We start from the raw sequence: 25,636 nt of genomic DNA, 5'->3' as shown, positions 1-25,636 counted from the left end.
CGTGGCGGCGGCAGCGCCCCGGGCGCCGTTCTGGACGCTGCGGCGCCGCGACGCCGTGGCCGGCTATCTCTTCGTCGCGCCGCAGCTGGTGGGCGTCGCCCTGTTCGTGCTGATGCCGCTGGCACTGGTCGGCTGGTACAGCCTGCATGAATGGAACGTGCTGGCCGGCAGCTTCGACTATGTCGGCGACGGCAACTACCGGATGCTGCTGCAGGATCCGGAGCTGCCGGGCGTGCTGGGCGCCACCGCCCTGTTTTCCGCCGGCCTCGTGGTGCTGAATCTCAGCCTGGCGCTGCTGCTGGCGGTGCTGCTGAACCAGCGGCTGCGCGGCATGACGGTGTTCCGGGCGCTGTTCTTCTCGCCGGTCGTGGTGTCGCTGGTGGCCTGGACCATCGTCTGGGGCTTCCTCCTGCAGAAGGATGGCGGCATCAACGGCATCCTGGCGGTGTTCGGCGTCGCCGGGCCCAACTGGCTGCGCGGCGAGGCCACGGCGATGCTGTCGGTGATCGTGGTCCAGGTGTTCAAGAATGTCGGGCTGAACATGGTGCTGTTCCTGGCGGCGCTGCAGACCGTGCCGCGCGACCTGTACGAGGCGGCGCGGATCGAGGGCGCCGGCCGGTTCGCGCAATTCCGCCGCATCACCCTGCCGCTGATCAGCCCGACCATCCTGCTGACCTCGATCATCACCATCGTCGGGTCGCTGCAGGTCTTCGCCCAGATCGCGGTGCTGACCCAGGGCGGGCCGGGCATCTCGACCACCGTGCTGGTCTATTACCTGTACCAGCAGGCCTTCCAGTTCCACGCCTTCGGCTATGGCTCGGCGCTGGCGGTGCTGCTGTTCGCCATCGTCGCCGTGCTGACCTTCGCGCAGTGGCAGCTGCGCCGCCAATGGGTGTTCCATGAGGGCTGATCTCTCCCCCCGGACGCGCCTGGCGATCTACGGGCTGATGTGCGTGCTGGCCATCCCCTTCGTCTTCCCGACCTGGTGGATGGTGACCTCCTCCTTCAAGCCGGTGCAGGAGATCTTCGCCTTCCCGCCGGCGCTGCTGCCGCGAAGCCTCGACCTCGACGCGTACCGCCAGGTGTTCGACCTGCAGCCCTTCGCCCTGCAGTACTGGAACAGCCTCTACATCGCCGCGGTGGTGACCTTCGGCACCATGGCGGTGGCCTCGCTGGCCGGCTACGCCTTCGCCCGCATCCGCTTCCCGGGCCAGAACGCGGTGTTCATGGTGGTGCTGCTGGCGCTCCTGGTGCCCAGCGAGGTGACGATCGTGCCGCTGTTCCGCTTCTTCCTCGGGCTCGGCCTGGTCAACACCCATTGGCCGCTGATCCTGGTGCCGATCCTGGGCGCGCCCTGCGTGCTGGCGACCTTCATCATGCGCCAGTTCTTCATCACCCTGCCGCCGGAGCTGGAGGAGGCGGGGCGGATCGACGGGCTCGGCCGCTTCGGGCTGTTCTGGCGCATCGCCCTGCCGCTGGCCCGCCCGGCCCTCGGCGCCGTCGCCATCTTCACCTTCCTGCACAGCTGGAACCTGTATCTCGAGCCGATCGTCTATCTGTCCTCGACCGAGAAGTTCACCCTGCCGCAGGCGCTGACGCAGTATGTCGACGCCTATGGCGGCCCGATGTGGAACGTCCAGCTGGCGGCGGTGACCCTGACGGCGCTGCCGGTGCTGATCGTTTTCGTGATCGCCCAGCGCCAGTTCATCGAGGGACTGGCGCATACCGGGCTCAAGGGATAGCCGGGTCTCAGCCCTCGATATCCCAGAGCCGTCATCGCGGGCCCCGCAGGGGCGTGGCGATCCAGCGGCACCGGCCCATGGATCGCCACGGCGCTTCGCGCCTCGCGATGACGGTGGTGGGGTGGGCGACCTCAGCCCCTGTCCTCGAAAGGCGCCCGGAAGCTCGGCAGCCGGTCCTTGGCGGCGGGCAGGGGCGGGAAGGGCTTGTGCGGCTCGGCCTGGTACCAGAAGGCGGTGCTCGACACCTCGTCGTCGCGCCGGTTGGCGTGGCCGCGCTCGATGGTGACGCGGATCGAGCGCCGGAACACCACCGGGTCCTCGATGTGGAAGCGGTAGAGCGTCACCGGCTCCTGCCAGTTCGGGCCGCCGCCGGCGATGATGCCGTGATAGGGGGCGGAATATTCCTGGTTCGGGCACCAGGCGGTGTTGAAGTAATCCTCGGTGCCGGTGCCGTGCAGGGTCGGCGGCCAGGCGTCGTTGGCGCCGGGCGCGCTCTCCGGCCGGTCGGCGATCACCGGCTGCGGCGCCTCCGCCGCGATCTGCCGCTTGCGGCCGGCATCCGGCACCGAGATCCCGGGCTCGCCGTCGACGAAGATCATGTCGTCGCCCTCGCCATACCAGTCCCAGTTGCGCGACCGGCGCAGCGAATAGACGCTCAGCAGGCAGCCGACATAGTGGCCGTGGCCGGCGGCGTCGAGGATGGTGTGGTTCCTCGCCGCGTCGGTGGTGACGCCGCCGAACAGCACCTCCTCGTTGCTCAGCCCGGCCTCGTCGAAGGGCTGCGGCGCGGCCCGGCGCCACTGGGCGTGGAAGCGGCCGAGGCCGTCCTCCAGCGCGTCATGCAGCTCGAGGTCGATGTAGTAGTAGAACAGCAGCTCGTGCTCGGCCTCGTTGGTCACGGCGAAGCGCATGCCGGCCGCGAAGGGCATCGGGAAATAGCAGTTCAGCGCCTTGCCGTCCTGCGGGCTCATCTGCAGCGGCAGGCTGGCGAAGTTGCGGGTCTGGGCATGGCCCATGCCGAAGAAGTCGCCCAGCGGGCATTCGATGCTGGGCTCGGCCTCGCCGTCCCACCAGGCGCGCAGCACGATCTTGCGCAGCGCGTGCCGGCTGGCGCAGTTCACCGTGACCCAGATATGGGTGACCACGCCGGCGCCCGCGGCCTCGGCGATCGTCACCGTCTCGCCCGGGGCGATGTGCAGCCGGTCGTCATTGCCGCCGGTGCGGTCCCAGCTGGAGAAGCGCCGGGTGCGGGCCTGGCGCAGCTTGGCCAGGCCGCGCAGCGGCGACAATCCGGCATTGCTCTGCATGATGCTGTCTCCCGTGGCGGCGGCTATTTCAGCCCGCCGGTCTTGATCGATTCGATGATCTGCCGCTGGAACAGGACGAACAGCAGCAGGGTCGGCAGCGCCACCACGGTGGAGGCGGCCATGATGTAGTTCCAGGAGGCCGAGTACTGGGCCTGGAAGCTGGCGACCGCGACCTGCACCACCCACAGCCTCTCGTCGGTGGTGATGGTCAGCGGCCACAGGAAGGCGTTCCAGTTGGCCAGGAAGAAGAAGATCGCCAGGGCGGCCAGGATCGGCCGCGACAGCGGCAGCACGATGCTCCAGTAGACCCGCCAGTAGCCGGCGCCGTCGATGAACGCCGCCTCCTCCAGCTCGCGCGGCACGTTCAGGTAGAACTGGCGCAGCAGGAATATGCCGAAGGCGTTGAAGATCGCCGGGATGATCAGCCCGCCATAGGAGTTCACCAGCCCCAGCTGCCGCACCAGGATGAACAGCGGCACGATGATCACCGGCAGCGAGATCAGGAAGGTCGCGAACATGCCGAGGAAGATCGCCTCGCGCCCCGGGAAGCGCAGCCGCGCCAGGGCGTAGCCGGCCATGGAGTGGAACAGGAGGGCGATCACCGTCACCGACCCGGCGACCACCAGCGTGTTCAGGAGGAAGCGCAGGAAATCGACCTCGGTGAAGACGTAGAGGAAGTTGTCCAGCGTCGGCCGTGTCGGGATCAGCCCTGGGTCGAAGATCTCGTCCGGCCCCTTGAAGGCGATCGATAGCATCCACAAGAGCGGCGCCACCGTCATAAGGGCGGCGAGGGCCGAGGCGAGAAACCAGACGGTGCCGGCCGGGCGGACGGCGCGGGCGGGCCCCCGATCAATGAAATCGGTGGCGTCAGTCATAGTCGAAGCGTCCGCCGCGCGTGACCCGGAACAGCAGGACGGTGAAGGCCAGGAGGATGATCACCAGCACCGAGGCCATGGCCGCCGCATAGCCGTATTCGCCGAACTGGAACGCCTGCTCGTAGATGTAATAGATCGCCAGCGAGGTCGAATTGGCCGGCCCGCCCTTGGTCATGACATAGACCAGATCGAAGGTCTGGGCCCCGGCCACCGCCGTGACGGTCGACACCAGCAGCACGAAGAAGCTGGTCGGGCGCAGGAGGGGCAGGATGATGTGGCGGAAGGACGCCACCGGCCCGGCGCCGTCGATCCGCGCCGCGTCGAGATATTCGCGCGGGATGTCCTGCAGCCCGGACAGGAAGATCAGCATGTAGTAGCCCATCAGGAACCAGACGCTGACCCCGACGATGGCGTACAGCGCCAGGCTGGGGTCGCCGAGCCAGGACAGGCCGCCGAGGCCGAGCGCGGCCGAGACCCGGCTGACGACGCCGATCTTGTCGATCAGCAGCACCTGCCAGATCAGCCCGACCACCACCAGGCTGACCATGTGCGGCAGGAAGAACAGCGTCCGGAACAGGCCGGAGAAGCGGCTGCGCCGGTGCACCAGCAGGGCCAGCCCCAGCCCGGTGATGTAGAGGCTTGGCACCAGCAGCACGACATAGAGCAGGGTGACCTTCAGGCTCTCCAGGAACAGCGGGTCGGCCAGCATCCGGCGGTAGTTCGCCAGGCCGACGAAGCGGTAGCCGCCGAAGCCGGTGACGCCGAAGAAGCCGAGACTGAGCGACAGCAGCATCGGCCCGCCGACGAAGACCAGCAGGCCCAGCGCGTCCGGCAGCACGAACAGGTAGCCGGCGATCCACTCCCGGTGCCGGGCGGACAGGCGGCGGGGCTTCGCTGTCCCTGCTGCCGTCCGCGGAATTGCAACTCGCGAGGCCGTACTCATGCCACCGGCCATCCTTTTGAGTCCCCCCTCCCCTTGCGGGAGGGGGGCAGGGGGAGGGGTCTGCGCGCGTCCGCGCGTGAATGGCCAGGATCGTCTCCGTGATCGCCGACGTCTGTGCGCCAGCGCCGGCGCACGCCGAGGGAACCCCCTCCCCCTAGCCCCCTCCCGCGAGGGAGGGGGGACTAAGAAAGCAAGGGGACATGTGATCGGAAGCGCCATGCATCGCCAGGCTCATAGGATCGGCGCGCCGTCATAGCCGGCCAAGAAGCTGTCGATCTGCTGCGCCGCCATCTCGGCCCGCTTGCCCGGGTCCTCGCCGTTCAGCTGGCAGGCCTGGATGGCGTCGGAGATCGCCTTGTACACCTGGGGCGGCACCCGCGGCTCGCCGCGGGCGGTCGGGAACACCTGGTCGGCGAAGGTCTTCATCGCGCCGCTGCCATAGGCCTGGGCGGCGGCGGCCTCGGCGAAAGCCGACTTCCGCGGCGGCATGTCGCTCTTGGCCTTGGTGCACCAGTCGGCGACGCGCCGCACCGAACCCGGCTCCATCGACCCCAGCGCCCAGGCGCAGAATTTCCCCGCCGTCTCCGGGTCGCGGCCATTGGCGTTGGCGACGAAGGCCCAGCCGCCGGCCACGGTGCGGTCCTGGCCGCCCTGGGGCACCGGCAGCTTGAACACGCCGTATTCGAAGTTCGGGTCGGCGTTGCGCAGCGCGCTGATGCCCCAGATGCCGACATTCTGCATGGCGCAGAAGCCGGAGCCGAGATTGGCGGCGATGTCGTTGGCGCCGTAGCCCAGCGGCTTGCGCGGGGCCACGCCCTGCTGCACCGCGTCCTGCCAGAACTTCAGCGCGGCCTTTGCGGCGTCGGAGTTGAAGCCGCTCTTGCCGTCCTTCCCGACGATCTCGCCGCCGCCCTGCCACAGGAACGGGTACCAGGTGAAGTTCTGGTAGTAGCCGGGATTGGTCTCGAACAGGATGCCGAAGCGCCGGTCGTTGGTCAGCGTCTTGGCGACCTCCAGCAGCTGGTCCCAGGTCTTCGGGATGTCGGCCTCGCCCAGCCCGGCCTCCTTGAAGGCCTTGACGCTGTAGTAGATCGCCATCGGCTCCACCTCCATCGGCAGGCCGAACAGGCCGTCATCGACCAGCCGGGTGGCGATGGCGGTGTCGTAGTAATCGGCGCGGGCCTCGGCCGCGACATAGGGGGCGAGGTCCAGCAGCGCCCCGCCATTGTGGTAGCGCAGGAAGTCGCCGGGGCTGATCAGGAAGATGTCGGGACCCTCGCCGGCGGCGAAGGCGGTCTGCAGCTTGGTGCCGTTGATGTATTGCGAGGTCGGGATGTATTCCAGCTCGACCTTGGTCTCCTGGCTGTCGTTCCAGGCCTTGACCATGTCCTGGAACCACTGCACCTGGCCGGGCACGGCGCCGCCGGGGGCGTAGAACTGCCAGAACTTCAGCGGCCCGTCGGCCGCGCGGGCGCGGGAGATGTAAGGCATCGGCAGCAGGCCGGCGCCGGCCAGCGCCGTGCCGGCGGCCAGCAATCTCCGGCGGCCGATCGGGTGTCCGGTGGTGCCGTTGCGGCGGGTCATGGCGGTCCTCCCCTTCTTGTCGCGTCGCGATGCGGCACCGGTGTCACGGCCGGATCGAAACCTTTCAGCCGATCCGACAGACCCGGCCAAACCGCAACCAGGCACAGCCGTCCGATCTCTCGGGTTTCGGCTGCGATTCGCTTGTTTGAAACGTTTCAGAAACGCTATCATCCGATTCGCGGCTTGGCAACGGCTTCGGAAGACCATGGCGACATTGCGGGACGTGGCGAACAGGGCCGGGGTGTCGATCGGCTCGGTCTCCGCGGTGGTCAACCGGACGGCGCCGGTCAGCGCCGCGCTGCGCCAGCGGGTGCTGCAGGCGATCGAGGAGCTGGGCTACGCCCCGGACGGGGTGGCGCGCAGCCTGAAGACCGGCCGCACCCGCACCATCGGCCTGATCATCCCGGACCTGACCAACCCGCTCTTCGCCGCCCTGGCCGCCGCGATCGAGCGGGCCTGCGACGCGGCCGGCTACGCCCTGGTGCTGTGCGCCTCCGCCGACGACCCGGAGAAGGAGCTGCGGCACCTGCAACTGATGCGCACCCAGCGCGCCGACGGGCTGATCCTGGTGCTGAGCGGGGTCGAGCCCGGCAATGCCGAGGCGATCCGGCGCCTGGTCACCGTGCCGGCGGTGCTGGTCGACCGCACGCTGCGGGGGCTGCCCGGGTTCGATTCGGTGATGCTCGACGACCGCGGGGCGGCGCGGATGGCGGTGGAATATCTGGTCCGCAGCGGCCATCGCCGCATCGGCGTCGTCACCGGCCGGCCGGGGATCTCGACCGCGACCGACCGCTTCGACGGCTATCGCGAGGCGCTGGACGAGGCCGGCATCGCCTTCGACGAGGATCTCGCCGTCTGCGGCGACTTCCAGATCGAGACGGCGAAGGACGCCACCGCGGCGCTGCTGCACCGGCGGCCACGGCCGACCGCGATCTTCTCGACCAGCAACCTGACCACGATCGGGGTGATGCGGGCGATCGCCGAGCAGGGCTTCCGCTGCCCGAAGGACGTCTCGGTCGCCGGCATCGGCGATTTCGAATGGAGCACGGCCTTCTCGCCGGGGCTGACCGCGGTGGTGCAGCCGGTGCGGGCGATGGGCGAGCGGGCGGTGGAATGCCTGCTGGCGCGCCTGGCCGGCACGGCGCCGGCCGAGCCGGTGCGTGCGGTGTTCGCGTCGCAGCTGGCGGTGCGCGATTCCTGCCGCGTGATCGCCTGACCGGGCCGTTCGCCGCTTTTTGTCCGATCATTGACGTCAAGCCCCTCGTCGCCCGATCGTCCCTGTGGTAGTCGGCCGGGATCGACCCAGAACAACAGGCTGACAGGGGAGGAAGACGAGATGGGACTGCGAACCGCCTTCGGCATGGGCGTGGCCCTGGCATTGGCCCTGGCCGGGCCGGCGCGGGCCGAGGACCCGATCCGCATCGCCGATGTGATCGAGCTGTCCGGCGCCGGCGCCACGGTCGGCACCAACTGGAAGAACGCGATCGAGATGGCGGTGGAGGAGATCAACCAGAAGGGCGGCATCCTCGGCCGGACGCTGGAGGTCTCGCATTACGACACCCAGACCAACCCCGGCGTCTCCCGCGCCCAGGTGCAGAAGGCGCTGGACGAGGAGCCCTATGTGATCTTCGGCCCGATCTTCTCCGGCTCGGTCAAGGTCAACATGATGCTGGCGCAGCAGGCCGAGGTGCCGCAGTTCACCGGCGCCGAGGCGACCGAGCTGACCCAGGCCGGCAACCCCTACATCTTCCGCACCTCGATCAGCCAGGCGGCGGCGATGCCGAAGCTGGCCAACTACCTGGCCGACGACCTGAAGGCGAAGAAGGTCGCCGTGGTCTGGGTCAACAACGATTTCGGCAAGGGCGGCCACGACGCCATCCTGGAGCAGATGAAGGCGCATGGCATCGAGGTGGTGGCCGACCTGTCGACCGAATCCGGCCAGGCCGATTTCGCCGCCGATGTGGTGAAGCTGAAATCGTCCGGCGCCGACGCCGCCATCGTCTACACCAATGAGGAGGAGAGCGCGCGCTTCCTGCGCGAGGCCCGCAAGCAGGCGATCGCCATCCCGCTGATCGGCGAGACCACGCTCCTGAACCAGAAGGTGATCGACCTGGCGGGCGACGCGGCCAACGGCGTCCGCGGCCATGTCGGGCTGTCGGCCGACGCGCCCTTCGACACCATCCGCGCCTTCCGCGACCGGTTCCAGGCGCGCTACGGCTACCTGCCGGACCACAACGCCATCAAGGCCTATCTGGCGGTCTACGCCGTGCGCTACGCCACCCAGAAGATCGGCAAGGTCGACAGCGTGGCGCTGGCCGAGACGCTGCACGGCCTGACCATCACCACCCAGGACGAGCCGGGGATCCTGATCGACACCACCTGGGACGCGAATGGCGATGTCGACCGCGTCAGCTTCCTGGCCGAGGTCGAGAACGGCCGGCAGGTGATCGTCAAGACCCTGCCCAAGCTCGGCCACTGACCGCGCGCATCCGGCCCGTCCGGCGCGGCGGGCCGGGGCCCCGAGGATCCCCATCATGGCGAATGTCCTGCAGCTTCTCGCCTCCGGCCTGGCGACGGGCGCGATCTACGCCCTCGTCGCCATCGGTTTCACCCTGCTCTGGCAGACCTCGCAGACCATCAACTTCGCCCAGGGCGAGTTCGTGATGCTGCCGGCCTTCCTCATCCTGGCGGCGATGCGCTTCGGCGACCTGCCGTTCTGGCCGGCGGTGGGCATTGGCGCGGTGCTGGCGCTGATCATCCTCGGCGTGCTGTTCAAGCGCCTGCTGGTCGACCCGATGCTGCGGCACGGCGTGCTGCCGCTGGTGATCGCCACCATCGCCTTCGGCGTGTTCCTGAAGGAATCGGTGAAGGAGTTCTACAGCGCCGAGGCGCAGCCCTTCCCGGCGCTGGTGCCGGCCGGCGACGTCTCGCTCGCCGGCGTCACCCTGTCGCTGCAGGACCTCGCCGTGATCGCGGTCGCGGTGGTGGCGGTGGTGGTGCTGCAGCTGTTCCTTAACCGCACCCGCACCGGCCGCTGCATGCAGGCCACGGCGCAGAACCCGACCGTGGCGCGGATCCTCGGCATCCCGGTCGAGCGCATGATCCTCTACACCTTCCTGATCAACGCCGGCCTGGTGACGCTGGCGTCGCTGCTGGTCAGCCCGATCTACCTGGCCAAGTTCTCGAACGGCGAGACGCTGGGCCTGGCGGCCTTCATCGCCGCCATCGTCGGCGGCTTCAACCAGATCCGCGGCGCCATTGCCGGCGGGCTGCTGCTGGGCGTGATCGACAACCTGATGGCCGCCTATGTCTCGGCCCAGTACCGCGCCGCCGTGCCGCTGCTGCTGCTGATCGCGGTGATCCTCTTCCGGCCGCAGGGCCTGCTCGGCCGGGCCGAGGAGCGCACGGTATGACCCGGCGCCGGATCCTCTCGGGCCTGGCACTGGTCCTCGCCCTGGCCGCGCTCGCCGCCTTGCCCTTCGGCCTGAAATCCTACGGCATCTACCTGATCAGCACCTGGCTGGTGATGACCATCGCCGCGATGGGGCTGAACCTCACCCTGGGCTATGCCGGACAGGTGTCGATGGCCCAGGCGGCCTTCGTCGGCATCGGCGCCTACACCGCAGCGATCCTGACCACCCAGGGCTGGCCCTTCGGCATCGCCTTCCTGGTCGCCGGCGCGATCAGCTTCGCCATCGGCTGGATCCTCGGCTATCCGGCGCTGCGGGTGCAGCATCATTACCTCGCCTTCGTCACCCTGGCCTTCACCACCCTCGCCTATCTCGTCTTCCGCAACGAGGACTGGCTGACGGGCGGCATCACCGGGATCAGCGGCATCCCGCGGCCGGTGGTGCTGGGCTGGACGACCGGGAAGGCCACCGCCTTCTACCATTTCTGCCTCGGCATGCTTGTGCTGGTATCGGCGGCCCTGTGGTGGATCCTGCGCTCGCCCTGGGGCCGGGCCTTCGTGGCGTTGCGCGAGAATCCGGTGCGGGCGCTGTCGCTCGGCGTCGACACCCGGCGCTACACGCTGATCGCCTTCGCCCTCGGCTCGGCCCTCGGCGGCTTCGCCGGTGCGCTCTACGCGCCGCTGGTGCAGTTCGTCGACCCGACGCCCTTCGGCCTCGGCCTGTCGCTGAACCTGCTGCTGATGGTGGTGGTCGGCGGCGCCGGATACTTCTTCGGCCCGTTCCTCGGCGCGCTCGTGGCGGTGCTGCTGCCGGAATGGCTGCGCTTCACCGAGGGCTACTACCTGATCCTCTACGCCCTGCTGGTGATGGCGCTGATGGCGGCCTGCCCGACCGGGCTGCTGGGCCTGGCCGACCGGCTGCTGCGGCCGCTGCGGCGCAGCCCGGCGCCGGAAGCGGTTGGGGAGGCGGCTCGATGAGCCCGGTGCTGGAGGTCAGCGGCCTGCGCCGCAGCTTCGGCGGCATCGCGGCGGTCGACGGCGTGTCCTTCGCGGTGCATCCGGGCGAGATCCTCGGCATCATCGGGCCGAATGGCAGCGGCAAGTCGACCCTGTTCAACTGCATCCTGGGGCAGCTGAAGCCCAGCGCCGGCGAGGTCAGGATCGACGGCCGGCCGGTCACGGGCTCGCGCCCCTGCGACCTCAACCGCATGGGGGTCAGCCGCACCTTCCAGCTGCTGCAGATCTTCCCCCAGCTCTCGGTGCGCGAGAACCTGATCCTGGCGGGGCAGGAGCATCAGGGGTCGATGCTGTCCCGCCTGTTCGGCCGCCGCGACGCCGGGCTGGGCGCGGCGGCCGAACGGATGATCGCTTTCTTCCGGCTGCAGCACCTGGCCGACGCCAAGGCCGGCGGCCTCAGCTACGGCCAGCAGAAACTCCTGGATGCCGCCATGGCCTTCATGGCCGGGCCCCGGCTGACCCTGCTGGACGAGCCGGCCGGCGGGGTCAACCCGACCATGCTGGCCGGGCTGAAGGACCGCCTGGCGGCGATGAACCGGGAGGAGGGGGCGACCTTCGTGGTGATCGAGCACAACATGGAATTCGTGATGTCGCTGTGCAGCCGGATCCTGGTCCTGGCCGAGGGCCGCATCATCGCCCAGGGCACGCCGGAGGAGGTCCGCGGCAACCCCGACGTGATCGAGGCCTATCTTGGACACTGAGCCGATCCTGGAGCTGCAGGACGTGGTCGCCGGCTATGGCCGCATGACCATCCTCAACGGCACCAGCTTCAGGGTGGCGCGCGGCGCGATCACCACCGTGATCGGGCCGAACGGGGCCGGCAAGTCGACCGTGTTCAAGACCGTGTTCGGCCTCTTGCCCGTGCGCTCCGGCCGCATCCGCTTCGACGGCGCCGACATCACCAACGCCACGCCGCGCCGGCTGCTGGGTCTCGGCCTGTGCTACGTGCCCCAGGGCCGCAACATCTTTCCGGAGCTCAGCGTCCGCCACAATCTGGAGCTCGGCGGGGTGGCGGCGCAGGGCGTCGCCGACCTGCCGGCGCGGATCGAGGCGGCGATGGACCGCTTCCCGGTGCTGCGCCGCAAGGCCGACCGCCAGGCCTCGACCCTGTCGGGCGGCGAGCAGAAGCTGCTGGAGATCGCCCGCGCGCTCCTCCTCGACCCGAAGCTGATCCTGATCGACGAGCCGTCGATCGGCCTGTCGCCGCTGATGGTGCAGGAGACCTTCGCCATCCTGACCGGCCTGCGCGACCGCGGCGTGTCGGTGCTGATGGTCGAGCAGAATGCCCGCAGCGCGCTGCAGATCTCCGATCACGGGCTGGTGCTGGAGCTCGGCCGCACCCGGCTGCAGGACCGGGCCCAGGCGATCCTGGCCGATCCGCGGATCGGCGAGATGTTCCTCGGCGGCGGCATGACGGCGGAGCCGGCCTGACCCCGCCGGTCACGTCACAGGCGCCGGGTTGAACAGGGTCAGCGCGTTGAACAGGCCCCAGCGGTCGGACCAGGGCCTGGTGCGGCCGCTGGCGACGTCGAGGATCAGGCGGAACAGGTCCCAGCCGACCTCCTCGATGGTCGCCTCGCCGCTGGCGATCCGGCCGGCGTCGAGGTCGATCAGGTCGGACCAGCGCTGCGCGAGGTCGGTGCGGGTCGACATCTTGATCACCGGTGCGGCCGCCAGGCCGTAGGGCGTACCGCGGCCGGTGGTGAAGACCTGCAGCGTCATGCCCGAGGCCAGCTGCAGCGTGCCGCAGACGAAGTCGCTGGCCGGGGTGGCGGCGAAGACCAGGCCTTTCTTGCGCACCCGCTCGCCGGGCGACAGCACGTCGACGATCGGGCTCGACCCCGATTTCACCACCGAGCCCAGCGCCTTCTCGACGACATTGGCCAGGCCGCCCTTCTTGTTGCCGGGCGACGGGTTGGCGCTGCGGTCGGCCTCGCCGCGGGCGAGATAGGCGTCGTACCAGGCCATCTCGCGGATCAGGGCGCGGCCGACCTCCTCAGTCGCCGCGCGCGGCGTCAGCAGGTGGATGGCGTCGCGCACCTCGGTGACCTCGGAGAACATCACCGTGGCGCCGGCGCGCACCAGCAGGTCGGCGGCGAAGCCCACCGCCGGGTTGGCGGTGACGCCGGAGAAGGCGTCGCTGCCGCCGCACTGCACCCCGACCACGAGGTCCGAGGCCGGGCAGGTCTCGCGCCGGCGCCGGTTCAGGATTTCCAGCCGCGCCTCGGCCATGGCCAGGATCGAATCGACCATGGCGCCGAAGCCGGCCTCCTCCTGCAGCCGGACGATGCCGGGGGGCATGCCGTCGGGCATCAGCCGCTCGGGCTGCAGCTTCTCGCAGCCGAGGCCGACGATCATCACCTCGCCGCCGAAATTCGGGTTCAGCGCCAGGTTCTGCAGGGTGCGGATCGGCACCACCGCCTCCGGCGCGTTGATCGCCACGCCGCAGCCGTAGCTGTGGTTCAGCGCCACCACGTCGTCGACATTCGGGAAGCGGGGCAGCAGCTGCTCCTTGATCCGCTTCACCGCGAAATCCAGCGTCCCGGCCACGCATTGCACGCTGGTGCTGATCGCCAGCACGTTCTTGGTGCCGACCGACCCGTCCGGGTTGCGGAAACCCTCGAAGGTATAGCCTTCGAGCGGCGGCTGCGGCGCCGCCGGCCGGGTGGCGAGCTCCAGCCGGTCCAGCGCGGGGGCGGCGGGGACCAGCACCGCCGCCTCTTCGACCCAGTCTCCGGCCTGGAGCGGCCGGGCGGCGCGGCCGATCACCTCGCCATAGCGCCGGATCGCGGCGCCCTCGGCGATGTCGGACAGCGCCACCTTGTGCCCCTGCGGCACGAACTGCCGCAGGGTCGGGCCGTCCGGAAGGCGCGTGCCCTCCGGCAGGCCGAAGGAGTTGACCACGATGGCGACGTTGTCGGCCTCGTGCAGCCGGATGGTGCGGGGTGTTTCGGCCGTTCCTGGCTCCGGCATCGTCGCTCTCCCGTTACGCCGCGGCGGCGAAGCTACTCCGCGCCAGATCCTGCACCAGGGCCGCCAGCTGCTCGGTCTCGGCCTCGGTCAGGTCGTGCAGCGGCGCCCGCACCGGCCCGGAATCCCGGCCGATCACCCGCATCCCGGCCTTGATGATCGACACCGCATAGCCCTTGCGGCGGTTGCGGATCGCGATCAGCGGCAGGATGAAGTCGCGCAGCCCCGCCTGCACCGTCTCGCGGTCGCGGCGGCACACCGCGGCATAGAACCTGGTCGCGAACTCCGGCACGAAGTTGAAAACGGCGGAGGAATAGGTGGTCACGCCCATCTCCAGATAGGGCAGGGCGTAGGTCTCGGCCGTCGGCAGCCCGCCGATATAGGTCAGCCGATCGCCCATGCGCAGCTGGACCCGCGTCATCAGCTCGATGTCGCCGATGCCGTCCTTGTAGCCGACCAGGTTCGGGCAGCGCTCGCACAGCCGGGCCAGCGTGTCCTCGGTGATGATCGCGTTGTCGCGGTTGTAGACGATGACGCCCAGCTTGGTGGCGGCGCAGACCGCCTCGACATGGGCCGCCAGCCCCTCCTGCTCGGAATGCACCAGATAGGGCGGCAGCAGCAGGATGCCGTCGGCGCCGGCGCGCTCGGCCGCAGCGGCCATCTGCTTTGCGATCTCGGTGCCATAACCGGCCCCGGCGATCACCGGCACCCGGCCGCGGGTCTCCTCCACCGCCGTTCGGACCACGGTCTCGACCTCGGACGGCGCCAGCGAGAAGAACTCCCCGGTGCCGCCGGCGGCGAACAGCCCGACGACGTCGTAGCTGCACAGCCAGTCGAGGTTGGAACGATAGCGCTCCGCATTGAAGGCGTTGTCGCGGTCGAACGGGGTGATGGGGAAGGACAGCAGGCCGGAGCCGAGCCGCTGCGCCATCTCGTTCGGGGTCATCCTGGCCATCATCGTCCTCCCACTTCCAAATCAAGGTCGCCCTTGTTCTAGCGGCGGGATCAATTCCGCTCCAACCCGATTGCTGGATCGATCGATGCGTTCTGTGCATCGTTCAGGCGATGCTGCTCCGCCAGCCCGCGAGCGATGTCGAGCACCAGCGGCAGCAGCGGGTTGTCGTTGTCCTGGCGCCAGGCGATGTAGAGCTCGGCCGACCGCGGCGCGGCGAGGTCAAGCGGCCGCAGCACCACGCCGCGGATCTGCAGCTGCAGCGCCGCCTCCGGCACGATCGACAGGCCGAGGCCGGATCGGACCAGCGCCAGGATCGAGTGGATCTGGCTGAGATGCTGGACATAGTCCGGCAGCAGGCCGGAGCGGGCGAACAGCTCGATCACGAGGTCGTGGAAGTACCGCGCCTCATGCGGCGCGTACATGATGAAGGGCGCCGCCGCGAAGTCGCGTAGCGACAGGCGCGGGGCGGCGGCCAGCGGATGGTCCGCCGGCACCGCCGCCATCAGCCTTTCCTCGGCGACGCGGAAGCTGGCGGTGCCGCCCTGCACCACCGGCGGCCGCAGCAGCCCGGCATCGATCTGGCCGGAGGCGAGGGATTCGACCTGGTCGCCCGACACCATCTCGCGCAGCACCAGGGTGACGTCGGGCAGCTGCCGGCGGCAGGCGGAGACCAGGTCGGGCAGGAAGCTGTAGGCCGAGGTGGCGGTGAAGCCGATGCCGATCGCGCCGGCCTGGCCGGCGGCGACGCGGCGGGCCAGCAGGGCCGCGCCCTCCGCCTGCTTCAGGATCCGCCGCGCCTCGGCCAGGAAGCTCTGCCCCGCCGGGGTCAGCCGCACCGAACGGCTGGTGCGCTCGAACAAAGCGACGTCGAGGATGCGCTCGAGGATCTGCACCTGCCGGCTCAAGGGCGGCTGGGTCATGTTCAGCCGGGCGGCGGCGCGGCCGAAATGCAGCTCCTCGGCGACGGCGACGAAGCAGCGCAGCTGGTTCAGGTCGAACATCGGTGGGCGTCCCGCGGCAATCAGGGGCGGATACTGCCCCGTTTGCCGCGGTTGGCGAAAGGGGAGGGGCCGGATCGGCCGCCTCATCGCTTCAGCTCGACCCTCTTGATCTCGCCGACGACGAAGAGATAGGCGGCCATGGCGACGAAGGCGTTGAGGCCGACGAAGACCAGCGCGCCGTTGAACGAGCCGGTGGCGTGCAGGATGTAGCCGATGATGATCGGCGTGGTGATGCCGGCGGTGTTGCCGAACATGTTGAACAGGCCGCCGCTGAGCCCCGCGATCTCCTTCGGCGAGGTGTCGGAGACCACGGCCCAGCCCAGCGCGCCGATGCCCTTGCCGAAGAAGGCCAGCGCCATCAGCCCGACCACCAGCACCGGGTCGTCGACATAGTTGCAGCCGATGATGGTCATCGACAGCAGCATGCCGGCGACGATCGGCAGCTTCCGCGCCAGGGTCAGCGACCCGGTGCGCTTGTACAGATGGTCGGAGATGACACCGCCCAGCACGCCGCCGATGAAGCCGCACAGGGCGGGCAGGGAGGCGACGAAGCCGGCCTTCAGGATCGACATGCCGCGGTCGTTGACCAGGTAGATCGGGAACCAGGTCAGGAAGAAGTAGGTGATCACGTTGATGCAATGCTGTGCGACATAGACGCCGAGCAGCATGCGGTTGCCCAAGAGCTGCCGGACGTCGCTCCAGCGCGCCGCCGAGGCACCGGTCCTGGCGCCGCTGATCGACATCGTGCCGCCGCCCTGCGCGATGTGATCGAGCTCCGCCCGGTTCACCAAGGGATGCTCCTTCGGCCCGTGGATGGTCCGGTTCCACAGGGCGACGACGGCGAGGCCCAGCACGCCCATGACGAAGAAGGCCCAGCGCCAGCCGTATTCCTGGACGATCCAGCTGGTCAGCGGAGCGAAGATCACCGGCGCGAAATACTGGGCCGAGTTGAAGATCGCCGAGGCCGTGCCGCGCTCGACGCCCGGGAACCAGGCGGCGACGATCCGGGCGTTGCCGGGGAAGGACGGCGCCTCGGCCACGCCGACCAGGAGGCGGAAGACGAACAGCAGCACCACCGCGGCCCCGCCGCCGAAGAAGCCGGCCCAGCCCTGCAGGAAGGTGAAGACCGACCAGAACAGGATGCCGATGGCATAGACCCGCTTGGTGTCATAGCGGTCGAGCAGCCAGCCGCCCGGGATCTGCGCCGCGACATAGGACCAGCTGAAGGCCGAGAAGATGTAGCCCATCGCCACCGGGTCGATGCCGAACTCCTTGGAGAGCGGCGCGCCGGCGACGGAGATGATGGCGCGGTCGGCATAGTTCAGCACCGTCACCGCGAACAGCATCAGCAGGATCTGATAGCGGATTCGACTTCTGGCGACGCGGTCGACGGCAGCGGTGACGGCCATCGGATTCCTCCCGGTTCCGGCTCTGCGAGCCTTGATCTCGGGCGGAACCGTAGGAGCGGGTTCGATCCAGTTCTATTTCCGAATGGGCATCGATCGATCCAGGAATGGCATCGAATCTGCCATTGCCGCGGTCGACGGAACGATGCTGCCTATCCGGCTATTCTCGTCATTGGCTCTCGCGTCGTGCGACGCGATGGAGGTGATCATGCCGGCGCCACAGACCCGCAATCCCGCGGCCACCGCGGCGATCATGGGCCATCCGCTGCATCCGCTGCTGGTGACGCTGCCCATCGGCTTCTTCGTGGCCACGCTGCTGTTCGACGTCGTCTATTGGAGCGGACATGAGCCGGCCTTCGCGACCGGTGCGATGTGGCTGCTGGGCGCCGGGCTGATCGGGGCCGTCCTGGCGGCGGTCGCCGGCGTGGTCGACTTCAGCGGCGACCCGCGCATCCGGGGGCTGAGCGGCGCCTGGCCGCACGCGATCGGCAATGTGGTCGTCGTGCTGATCCAGGCCTTCAGCTTCTTCCAGCGCACCCAGGATGCGGCAGGGGCGGTCCTGCCGCTCGGCCTGGTCCTGTCGATCGTCGCGGTCGCCATCTTCGGCGTCACCGGCTGGCTGGGCGGCGAACTCGTCTTCCGCGGCCGCGTCGCGGTGCAGGACGAGCCGCGCCAGTAGCAGGCGGCATCAGTCCCAGACCGCCAGCGCTTCCTTCTGCACATAGTCGAGATGCGCCGCCATCGCCGTCCGGGCCCGGTCGGGGTCGCCGGCGGCGATCGCCGCGGCGATGCCGTCATGGTCGGCCATGATCCGGTCCAAGAGCGCCGGCCGGCGCGACAGGTGCTGGTGGAAGGCGGCGCTCAGCCCCTCCTCGCGGCCGCGCCACAGGGTCAGGGCGATCTCGCGCAGCGCCTGGTTGCCGCAATGCTCGGCGATCAGCAGGTGCAGGGCCCGGTCGGAGTCCTGTGACCATTCCCGCCGCGCCGTCTGGCCGCGCATCGCCGCGATGATGCCGGCCAGCTCGGCCCGACCATCTTCGGTGATGTGCCGGGCGGCCAGCGCCGCCAGCTCCGGCTCCACCAGCGCCCTTGCCTGCATGATCTCCAGCGCCGAATGGTCGGCCTCGGGCAGGGGGCCCTTGGCGGCGGCGCGAACGAAGGCGCCGACCCCGATCTTGACCTCGACCAGCCCCGCCACCTCCAGCGCGATCAGCGCCTCGCGCACGGTCGGGCGGCTGACGCCGAGCTGCTGGGCCAGGTCGCGCTCGGAGGGCAGCTGCCGCCCCGGCTTGAACTCGCCCGACTCGATCAGCGCCGTGATCTGCTCGGCGATCTGGATGTAGAGCTTGCGATTGACGACCGCTTGAAGGGGCATCCTGCCCTGCCGCTTTAAGGCCTCACCATCAGCCAGCCGGCGCCCAAAGAATCTCAGTCTAAATCCCATTTGAGCTGGCCTGACCACTTGACAGCCTAGCCGCACCCGGCCCCTAATGCCAAGACCCCGCCGGCCAAAAGGCGGGCCAGCCGCCGGCAAGAGCGGCCGTGGAACGTCGCTCGGGCCGCCGTCACGGCGCGCCGTCCTGGGACGGAGACACCCTTGAAAATCGACCGGATCAGCGTCCTCGACATCCGTTTCCCGACCGCGAAGAGGCTGGACGGGTCGGACGCCATGAATCCCGACCCAGACTATTCCGCCGCGTACGTGATCCTCTCGACCGACGGCGATCTGGAAGGGCACGGCCTGACCTTCACCATCGGCCGCGGCAACGACATCGTCTGCGCCGCGATCGAGGCGTTGAAGCCGGCGGTGCTGGGCCGGGACCTCTCCGAATTCACCCGCGACATGGGCGCGACCTACCGTCGCCTCACCGGCGACAGTCAACTGCGCTGGCTGGGACCGGAGAAGGGGGTGATGCAGCTCGCCACCGCGGCGATGCTGAATGCGATCTGGGACCTCTGGGCCAAGGCCGAGGGCAAGCCGCTGTGGCGCCTGCTGGCCGACATGACGCCCGAGGAGACGGTGCGCTGCATCGACTTCCGCTACATCACCGACGCGCTGACGCCCGACGAGGCGCTGGAGCTCCTTCGGAAGCAGGAGGCCGGCAAGGCCGAACGGATCGAGCGGCTGCTGGCCGAGGGCTATCCCGCCTACACCACCAGCGCCGGCTGGCTCGGCTACAGCGACGACAAGATCCGCCGCCTGGTGCGCGAGGCGCTGGCCCAGGGCTTCAAGGCGTTCAAGATCAAGGTCGGCGCCGATCGGGCGGCCGACCTGGCCCGCGCCGCCCTGGTGCGCGGCGAGATCGGCGACGACCTCACCTTCATGGTCGATGCCAACCAGGTCTGGGACGTCGGCCAGGCGATCGAATGGTCGACCGCGCTGCTGCCCTTCAAGCCGCTGTGGGTGGAGGAGCCGACCAGCCCCGACGACATCCTCGGCCATGCCGCGATCGACCGGGTGCTGCGGCGCTACGGCACCCGGGTGGCGACCGGCGAGCATGTCCACAACCGGGTGATGTTCAAGCAGTACCTGCAGGCTGCGGCCATGGGTTTCTGCCAGATCGATGCCGCCCGCGTCGGCGGCGTCAACGAGAACCTGGCCATCATCCTGATGGCGGCCAAGTTCGGCGTGCCGGTCTGCCCCCATGCCGGCGGCGTCGGCCTGTGCGAATACGTGCAGCATCTGTCGATGTGGGACTTCGTCGCCGTCAGCGGCAGCAAGGACCGCCGCTTCATCGAATATGTCGACCATCTGCACGAGCATTTCGTCGACCCGGTGCGGATCGTGGACGGCTGCTACGCCGCGCCGACGGCGCCCGGCTATTCCATCGCCATGAAGCCCGCCTCGCTCCAGGCCCATCGCTTCCCCGATGGCAGCGCCTGGCGGGAGGAGCAGGAGGCCCAGCCATGAGCGCGACCTTCCTGCCGGAAGAGAAGAAGGCCTGGTTCGTGCACGATCGCTTCGGCATGTTCATCCATTGGGGCCTCTACGCCCTGCCGGCCCGCCACGAATGGGTGAAGAGCCGGGAGGAGATCGGCGACGACGCCTACCGCGCCTATTTCGAGCATTTCGACCCCGACCTGTACGATCCGCGCGACTGGGCCGCCCGGGCCAAGCAGGCCGGGATGAAATACGTGGTGCTGACCGCCAAGCACCATGAGGGCTTCTGCCTGTGGGACAGCCAGGTCACCGACTACAAGGCGACCAACACCCCCGGCGGCCGCGACCTGATCAAGCCCTTCGTCGAGGCGTTCCGGGCCGAGGGGCTGAAGATCGGCTTCTACTATTCGCTGATCGACTGGCACCACCCGGACTTCACCATCGACGTCCACCATCCGCAGCGCAACCATCCGGAGGCGGCGGCGCTCAACCGGGGCCGGGACATGCGCCGCTACGCCGCCTATATGCGCGACCAGGTGCGCGAGCTCTTGACCGGCTACGGCAGGATCGACGTGCTGTGGTTCGACTTCTCCTACCCCGACCGGCCCTACAGGGACCTGCCGGGCAAGGGCCATAAGGACTGGGAAAGCGAGCGGCTGCTGGCGCTGGTGCGCGAGCTGCAGCCGGATGTGCTGGTCAACAACCGGCTCGACCTCTTGGACGTCCTCGGCGTGCCGCCCGACATCACCACGCCGGAGCAGTTCCTGCCGCGCCGGGCGCCGCGGGTGCTGGACCGGGCGGTGACCTGGGAGTCCTGCCATACCTTCAGCGGCTCCTGGGGCTACCACCGCGACGAGACCAGCTGGAAGAACCCGGAGCAGCTGATCCAGCTCCTGGTCGACAACGTCGCCATGGGCGGCAACCTCTTGATGAACGTCGGCCCGACCGGCCGCGGCACCTTCGACGACCGCGCCAAGGCGGCGCTCGAGACCTATGGCCGCTGGCTGGAGCTGCACGGCCGCAGCATCTATAGCTGCGGCGCCGCGGGGAACGGGATTCCGGTGCCGCGCGACTGCCGGCTGACGCGCAACGGCAACCGGCTCTACGTCCATCTCTTCGCCTGGCCGTTCCGGCACCTGCATCTCGACGGGCTCGGCGGCAAGGTGGCCTACGCCCAGCTGCTGCACGACGCCAGCGAGGTGAAGCGGCTGGAGCCGACCGACCCCGCGCTCGGCGGCAATACCCATGTGCCGCTGACCGCCGGCACTTTGACCCTGGAGCTGCCGGTGCGCCGCCCGGATGTGACCGTGCCGGTGGTGGAGCTGTTCCTGAAGGAGGACGCCAAGCTGTAAGCGGCGCGGCGGGCCAACCGCCGGCGCCGCCCCTCTCCTTGGGGAGAGGGAGGGGCCCGACGCCGAAGGCGGCGGGAGGGGTGAGGGGGAGTTCGATGCCAATCCATCAAGCGCCCGCCCGGCAGAAGGCGGCCGCAGCAGGAGGACAAACGCCATGAAGACGCTGACGACCATTCTCGCGGTGGCCGCCGCCCTGTCGCTGTCCGCCGCACCGGCCCGGGCCGAGCCGGTGACCCTGACCTGGCAGATGTGGAGCAGCACCGACGCCGAGACCGCGGCCTGGCAGCATGTCGCCGGGCTGGTCAACGCCCAGTACCCCGACATCAAGGTCGAGCTGCAGACCTCCCCCTGGCGCGACTACTGGACCAAGCTGCCGACGCTGGCGGCCTCGAACACGCTGCCGGACATCGTCAGCATCCAGTCGCTGCGCCTGTCCAACTTCACCACCTTGTTCGAGCCGCTGGACGAGCACGTGAAGGACGGCTTCGACCTCGGCCAGTTCGACAAATCGATCCTCGACGGCCTCAGCTATGGCGGCCATCTCTACGCGCTGCCCTATGATTTCGGGCCGCTGGTCGTCTACTACAACCGCGATCTGTTCGCGAAATACAAGGTCGAGCCGCCCAAGGCCGGTTGGACCCGGGCCGACTTCCTGGCCGCGGCCAAGGCGCTGACCCGGGACGGCAATTACGGCTTCGCCGTCACCGCCAGCGACTGGCTGGAATTCGCGATCTCCGACGGCGCCAAGTACCTGACCGACGAGGGCGGGCTGAACTTCAGCGACCCCGAGCTGCAGGCCGCCTTCCAGTCCTATGTCGACCTGGTGACCAAGGAGAAGGTGGCGCCGGTGATCGCGGCCAGCGGACAGCCCTCCGGCGACATCGCCCGCGGCCGCTTCCTGGCCGGCAACGCCGCCATGTACGTCACCGGCCCGTGGGAGATGATCAACATCCGCAAATCCTCCAGCTTCCCGGTCGGGCTGGCGCCGCTGCCCGCCGGCAAGGCCGGCAGCATCACCTTCACCGCCGGCTCGGGCTTCGGCATCAACAAGGCCGGCCCGCACAAGGACCTGGCCTGGAAGGCGATCCAGGTGCTGACCGGGCCGGAGGCGGAGCAGTACCTGGCCTCCCAGGGCCGCGCCTTCCCGGCCCGGACCGCGCAGCAGGGCTACTGGTACGACGTCGCGGCGCAGGGCGTCGCCGATGCCCGCGAGACCATCGACTTCGCGCTGAAGACCGCCCAGCCCTACCGCACCACGGCCAACTGGAACACGGTGTACGAGCTGCTGGAGCAGTATGCGCCGCTGGCCTATGGCGGGTCGCAGACCGGCGCCGAGGTGCTGGACACCGTGCAGGGCCTGGCCGCCGAATGACCGTGCAGGCCCAGGAACTCGGGGCGCAGGTGGCGGGCGTTCCCCAGGCCCGGCGGCGCCGCCGCGCCTTCCGGGCGGAGGGGCGGGCCGCCTTCTGGTTCCTGCTGCCCAGCCTGCTCGGCTTCCTCGCCTTCCTGCTGTTCCCGCTGCTGGCGTCGCTGGCGCTCAGCTTCACCAACTGGCAGCTGCTGACCGAGCCGAAATTCGTCGGCGTCGCCAACTACATCCGGCTGTTCAAGGTCGATCCCAGCTTCTGGCGGGCGCTGGCCAACACCGTCTTCTACACCGCCGAATACCTGGTCCTGAACATCGTGCTGTCGGTCGGCATGGCGGTCTGGATCTCCAGCCTGCGCTGGGGCAAGCGCTTCTTCCGGCTGATCTTCTTCCTGCCGACCTTCACCCCGATGATCGGCGCCTCGGTGGTCTGGCTGCTGATCTTCACCCCGGGCGGGCTGATGGACTGGCTGGTGCAGTCGCTCGGCCTGCCGATCCCGAACCTGCTGGTCGATCCCGCCTGGGCGATGCAGGCGATCGTCATCGTCTCGCTGTGGTCGGGCTTCGGCTACAACCTGCTGCTGTTCGGCGCGGCGCTGGAATCGATCCCGCAGACCTATCTCGACGCCGCCCAGATCGACGGCGCCAATGCCTGGCAGCGCTTCTGGCGGATCAAGCTGCCGCTGATCTCGCCGACCCTGTTCTTCGGCACGGTGATGACCGCGATCACCGCGCTGCAGGTGTTCGACCAGGTCTATTCCATGACCCGCGGCGGCCCCGGCGCCGCCACCGCGACGCTCGGCTTCTTCATCTACCAGAACGGCTTCACCACCTACCGGATGGGCTACGCCTCCTCGATCGCCTGGGTGATGTTCGTGATCATCATGGCGCTGACGGCGCTCCAGTTCCGGCTGCAGCGGAAATGGGTGCACTATGACGAATAGGAACTCCCGCCCCGTCACCGCCGGCACGCTGGTCTCGCAGGGGGCGATGGCGCTGGTGGCGCTGGCCTTCCTGTTCCCGTTCTTCTGGATGCTGACCAACGCCATCCGGCCGAATGGCGAGGTGCTGGCGGTGCCGCCGCGGCTGCTGCCCAGCGACTGGCAGTGGGGCAACTTCCTCGACGCCTGGGTCTACCTGCCGTTCGGCCGCTTCTTCCTGAACAGCGCCATGGTCTCCGCCGCCGTGACGGTGATCGTGCTGACCGTCTCCAGCCTCGCCGCCTATGCCTTCGCCCGGCTGCGCTTCGTCGGACGCGACACGCTGTTCCTGACCTACCTCTCGACGCTGATGATCCCGCAGGCGGTGCTGGTGATCCCGCTGTTCCTGCTGATCAGCAGGCTAGACTGGGTCAACACCTTCCAGGCGCTGATCCTGCCGGTGGCCTTCAGCTCCTTCGGCACCTTCATGCTGCGCCAGTTCTTCAAGACCATCCCGCGCGAGCTGGAGGAGGCGGCGCTGTGCGACGGCGCCTCGCGCCTGCGTATCCTGGTCAGCATCATCCTGCCGATGTCGCTGCCGGTGCTGGGCTTGCTGGCGCTGTTCACCTTCACGGCGCAGTGGAACAGCTTCCTGTGGCCGCTGATCATCGTGAACGGCACCGAGCACGCGACCATCCCGCTCGGCCTCACCATGTTCCAGACCCAGCAGGGCACGCAGTGGAACTACCTGATGGCCGGCGCCGCGATCTCGATGATCCCGGGCCTGTGCCTCACCATCCTGCTGCAGCGCTATATCTTCAGCGGCATCGCCATGAATTCCGGCTTCGGCGGGCGGTAGTCATTTTAAAGAGGATTTAGAGATGACGAGATATTGCTAAATCCCATTTAGAGTCGCATCATTGACGCACGCCCCATAGGACGGGAAGGGAACGACCATGGACATGCATGTTCCGGCGCAGGAAGAGGCGCCGCGCCTCCTCACCGACGCACAGATCCGCCAGTTCCTGGCGAATGGCTATCTGGTGCTGCAGACGGCGCTGCCGAAATCGTTCCACGACCAGATCTTCCAGCGCTTCGATGAGCTGATCGGCGGCGAGAAGCTGGAGAACCCGGGCAACAACCTCCTGCCGCTTGTGCCGGAGATCAACGCCGTGTTCGAGGACCCGGTGGTGAAGGGCGCGCTGACCAGCGTGCTGGGGCCGGACTACATCATGCATCCGCACCGGGCGCTGCATAAGAACCCGCCGGGCTCGCCGATCCAGAACTGGCACAAGGACAGCTACTGGGGCTACATGCGCCGGGTGCGGAACCACCGGCCGCGCTGGGTGATGATCATGTACTACCCGCAGGACACGCCGGCCGAGCTTGGGCCGACCGGGGTGGTGCCGGGCAGCCATCTGCTCGCCGCCGGGATCCAGGACCCGGACGCGCTGGAGAAGAACGGCTCCGGTCCCGCCGGCTCGGTGCTGATGATCCACTACGACATCTGGCACCGGAAGATGAAGAACCTGACCGCCGATAAGCGGTTCATGATGAAGTTCGAATTCATCCGCATGGCCCCGGTCGCGGCGCCGGATTGGCAGCATGGCGACCCGGCGTGGCGGGCGCCGGACCAGACGCCGTCCTTCCCGATGGAGGCGGCGTGGAAGGCGCATTGGCGCTGGCTGACCGGCAGCACGTCGGCCGGCGGCACGGCCGACCTCGACGCCCTGCGCACGGCCCTGGCCGGCACGGCGGCCGAGGCTGCCGCCGCGATGTCGACCATCTCCGATCTCGGCCCCTCGGCCGGGGCGCTGGTGCCGGCGCTGCTGCCCCATCTCGACGGCGACGACGAGGCACTGCAGCTCGACGCCGCTTATGCCCTCGGCGCGATCGGGGAGGCGGCGC

General features: G+C 69.0%; 24 protein-coding genes. 15 read left to right on the top strand and 9 right to left on the bottom strand.

Annotated features, from left to right (window positions below):
• Positions 1 to 910 (top strand): carbohydrate ABC transporter permease (locus tag P409_RS03405; RefSeq protein WP_202964536.1); only part of this gene is annotated, 910 nt, incomplete at its 5' end.
• Positions 900 to 1,742: a carbohydrate ABC transporter permease gene (locus P409_RS03400; RefSeq protein ID WP_034831698.1), complete on the top strand. Its 843-nt coding sequence runs from the start codon at positions 900 to 902 to the stop codon at positions 1,740 to 1,742. The genes P409_RS03405 and P409_RS03400, both read left to right, overlap by 11 nt.
• A 131-nt stretch (positions 1,743 to 1,873) precedes the next feature.
• Here the strand turns inward: P409_RS03400 and P409_RS03395 are convergent, their stop codons facing one another.
• From P409_RS03395 to P409_RS03380, 4 genes are all read right to left on the bottom strand, one after another.
• Positions 1,874 to 3,049 carry a glycoside hydrolase family 172 protein gene (locus tag P409_RS03395; RefSeq protein ID WP_034831696.1) on the bottom strand — a complete coding sequence of 392 codons (1,176 nt, stop codon included), beginning with the start codon at positions 3,047 to 3,049 and terminating at the stop codon, positions 1,874 to 1,876.
• A gap of 23 nt (positions 3,050 to 3,072) precedes the next feature.
• Positions 3,073 to 3,924 carry a carbohydrate ABC transporter permease gene (locus P409_RS03390; protein WP_034831694.1) on the bottom strand — a complete coding sequence of 284 codons (852 nt, stop codon included), beginning with the start codon at positions 3,922 to 3,924 and terminating at the stop codon, positions 3,073 to 3,075.
• Positions 3,917 to 4,867 (bottom strand): carbohydrate ABC transporter permease, encoded by a 951-nt coding sequence (locus P409_RS03385; RefSeq protein ID WP_034831693.1) that lies wholly within the window; start codon positions 4,865 to 4,867, stop codon positions 3,917 to 3,919. The genes P409_RS03390 and P409_RS03385 overlap by 8 nt, the downstream gene beginning before the upstream one ends.
• A gap of 231 nt (positions 4,868 to 5,098) precedes the next feature.
• Positions 5,099 to 6,451 carry an ABC transporter substrate-binding protein gene (locus P409_RS03380; protein ID WP_034831692.1) on the bottom strand — a complete coding sequence of 451 codons (1,353 nt, stop codon included), beginning with the start codon at positions 6,449 to 6,451 and terminating at the stop codon, positions 5,099 to 5,101.
• 205 nt (positions 6,452 to 6,656) lie between these two features.
• Here P409_RS03380 and P409_RS03375 point away from each other — a divergent pair, with 205 nt between their 5' ends.
• From P409_RS03375 to P409_RS03350, 6 genes are all read left to right on the top strand, one after another.
• Positions 6,657 to 7,667, top strand: a complete 1,011-nt coding sequence (locus P409_RS03375; protein ID WP_034831690.1) for a LacI family DNA-binding transcriptional regulator — start codon at positions 6,657 to 6,659, stop codon at positions 7,665 to 7,667.
• Between the two features lie 120 nt (positions 7,668 to 7,787).
• Positions 7,788 to 8,930 carry an ABC transporter substrate-binding protein gene (locus tag P409_RS03370; RefSeq protein WP_034831688.1) on the top strand — a complete coding sequence of 381 codons (1,143 nt, stop codon included), beginning with the start codon at positions 7,788 to 7,790 and terminating at the stop codon, positions 8,928 to 8,930.
• Between the two features lie 55 nt (positions 8,931 to 8,985).
• The gene (locus P409_RS03365; protein ID WP_034831687.1) at positions 8,986 to 9,864 is read left to right on the top strand and encodes a branched-chain amino acid ABC transporter permease; all 879 of its coding nucleotides are present in this window, start codon (positions 8,986 to 8,988) and stop codon (positions 9,862 to 9,864) included.
• Positions 9,861 to 10,838: a branched-chain amino acid ABC transporter permease gene (locus P409_RS03360; protein ID WP_034831685.1), complete on the top strand. Its 978-nt coding sequence runs from the start codon at positions 9,861 to 9,863 to the stop codon at positions 10,836 to 10,838. Before P409_RS03365 ends, P409_RS03360 begins: the two co-directional genes overlap by 4 nt.
• Positions 10,835 to 11,578, top strand: a complete 744-nt coding sequence (locus P409_RS03355; protein WP_034831683.1) for an ABC transporter ATP-binding protein — start codon at positions 10,835 to 10,837, stop codon at positions 11,576 to 11,578. Before P409_RS03360 ends, P409_RS03355 begins: the two co-directional genes overlap by 4 nt.
• Complete coding sequence (locus P409_RS03350; RefSeq protein ID WP_202964535.1) at positions 11,568 to 12,308, top strand: ABC transporter ATP-binding protein; 741 nt, start codon at positions 11,568 to 11,570, stop codon at positions 12,306 to 12,308. The genes P409_RS03355 and P409_RS03350 overlap by 11 nt, the downstream gene beginning before the upstream one ends.
• A gap of 9 nt (positions 12,309 to 12,317) precedes the next feature.
• Here P409_RS03350 and garD read toward each other — a convergent pair whose 3' ends face one another.
• The 4 genes from garD to P409_RS03330 form a co-directional block, all read right to left on the bottom strand.
• Positions 12,318 to 13,850, bottom strand: a complete 1,533-nt coding sequence (gene garD / locus P409_RS03345; RefSeq protein WP_034831680.1) for a galactarate dehydratase — start codon at positions 13,848 to 13,850, stop codon at positions 12,318 to 12,320.
• A 13-nt stretch (positions 13,851 to 13,863) separates the two neighbouring features.
• Entirely contained in the window at positions 13,864 to 14,802 is a 939-nt protein-coding gene (kdgD, locus tag P409_RS03340; protein WP_034831710.1) for a 5-dehydro-4-deoxyglucarate dehydratase, read from the bottom strand.
• 50 nt (positions 14,803 to 14,852) lie between these two features.
• Positions 14,853 to 15,803, bottom strand: coding sequence for a LysR family transcriptional regulator (locus P409_RS03335; RefSeq protein WP_052119983.1), 951 nt, complete (start codon positions 15,801 to 15,803; stop codon positions 14,853 to 14,855).
• Positions 15,804 to 15,886: 83 nt separating this feature from the next.
• Positions 15,887 to 17,212 carry an MFS transporter gene (locus P409_RS03330; protein ID WP_034831678.1) on the bottom strand — a complete coding sequence of 442 codons (1,326 nt, stop codon included), beginning with the start codon at positions 17,210 to 17,212 and terminating at the stop codon, positions 15,887 to 15,889.
• Positions 17,213 to 17,417: 205 nt separating this feature from the next.
• Between P409_RS03330 and P409_RS03325 the strand changes: the two genes are divergently transcribed.
• Positions 17,418 to 17,888, top strand: a complete 471-nt coding sequence (locus P409_RS03325; protein ID WP_034831707.1) for a DUF2231 domain-containing protein — start codon at positions 17,418 to 17,420, stop codon at positions 17,886 to 17,888.
• 9 nt (positions 17,889 to 17,897) lie between these two features.
• Here the strand turns inward: P409_RS03325 and P409_RS03320 are convergent, their stop codons facing one another.
• A complete protein-coding gene (locus tag P409_RS03320) occupies positions 17,898 to 18,584 on the bottom strand; it encodes a FadR/GntR family transcriptional regulator (protein ID WP_052119982.1) in 687 nt (228 codons plus the stop codon).
• Positions 18,585 to 18,806: 222 nt separating this feature from the next.
• On the opposite strand from P409_RS03320, the gene P409_RS03315 reads away from it, so the two are divergent.
• From P409_RS03315 to P409_RS03290, 6 genes are all read left to right on the top strand, one after another.
• A complete protein-coding gene (locus P409_RS03315; protein ID WP_034831676.1) occupies positions 18,807 to 20,120 on the top strand; it encodes an L-fuconate dehydratase in 1,314 nt (437 codons plus the stop codon).
• The gene (locus tag P409_RS03310) at positions 20,117 to 21,442 is read left to right on the top strand and encodes an alpha-L-fucosidase (protein WP_034831673.1); all 1,326 of its coding nucleotides are present in this window, start codon (positions 20,117 to 20,119) and stop codon (positions 21,440 to 21,442) included. The genes P409_RS03315 and P409_RS03310 overlap by 4 nt, the downstream gene beginning before the upstream one ends.
• A 154-nt stretch (positions 21,443 to 21,596) precedes the next feature.
• On the top strand, positions 21,597 to 22,814 hold the full coding sequence (locus P409_RS03305; protein WP_034831671.1) for an ABC transporter substrate-binding protein: 1,218 nt from the start codon (positions 21,597 to 21,599) through the stop codon (positions 22,812 to 22,814).
• Positions 22,811 to 23,752, top strand: coding sequence for a carbohydrate ABC transporter permease (locus P409_RS03300; RefSeq protein WP_034831668.1), 942 nt, complete (start codon positions 22,811 to 22,813; stop codon positions 23,750 to 23,752). Before P409_RS03305 ends, P409_RS03300 begins: the two co-directional genes overlap by 4 nt.
• A complete protein-coding gene (locus P409_RS03295) occupies positions 23,742 to 24,587 on the top strand; it encodes a carbohydrate ABC transporter permease (protein WP_052119981.1) in 846 nt (281 codons plus the stop codon). Before P409_RS03300 ends, P409_RS03295 begins: the two co-directional genes overlap by 11 nt.
• A 97-nt stretch (positions 24,588 to 24,684) precedes the next feature.
• On the top strand, positions 24,685 to 25,636 hold a 952-nt coding region (locus tag P409_RS03290; protein ID WP_193366471.1), incomplete at its 3' end, for a phytanoyl-CoA dioxygenase family protein.

The organism is Inquilinus limosus MP06 (assembly GCF_000767795.1).
In the GTDB taxonomy this organism is placed as follows: Bacteria; Pseudomonadota; Alphaproteobacteria; order DSM-16000; family Inquilinaceae; genus Inquilinus; species Inquilinus limosus_E.
The sequence above is the reverse complement of the archived record's forward strand: the minus strand, read 5'-3'. Positions and strand labels throughout refer to the sequence as shown.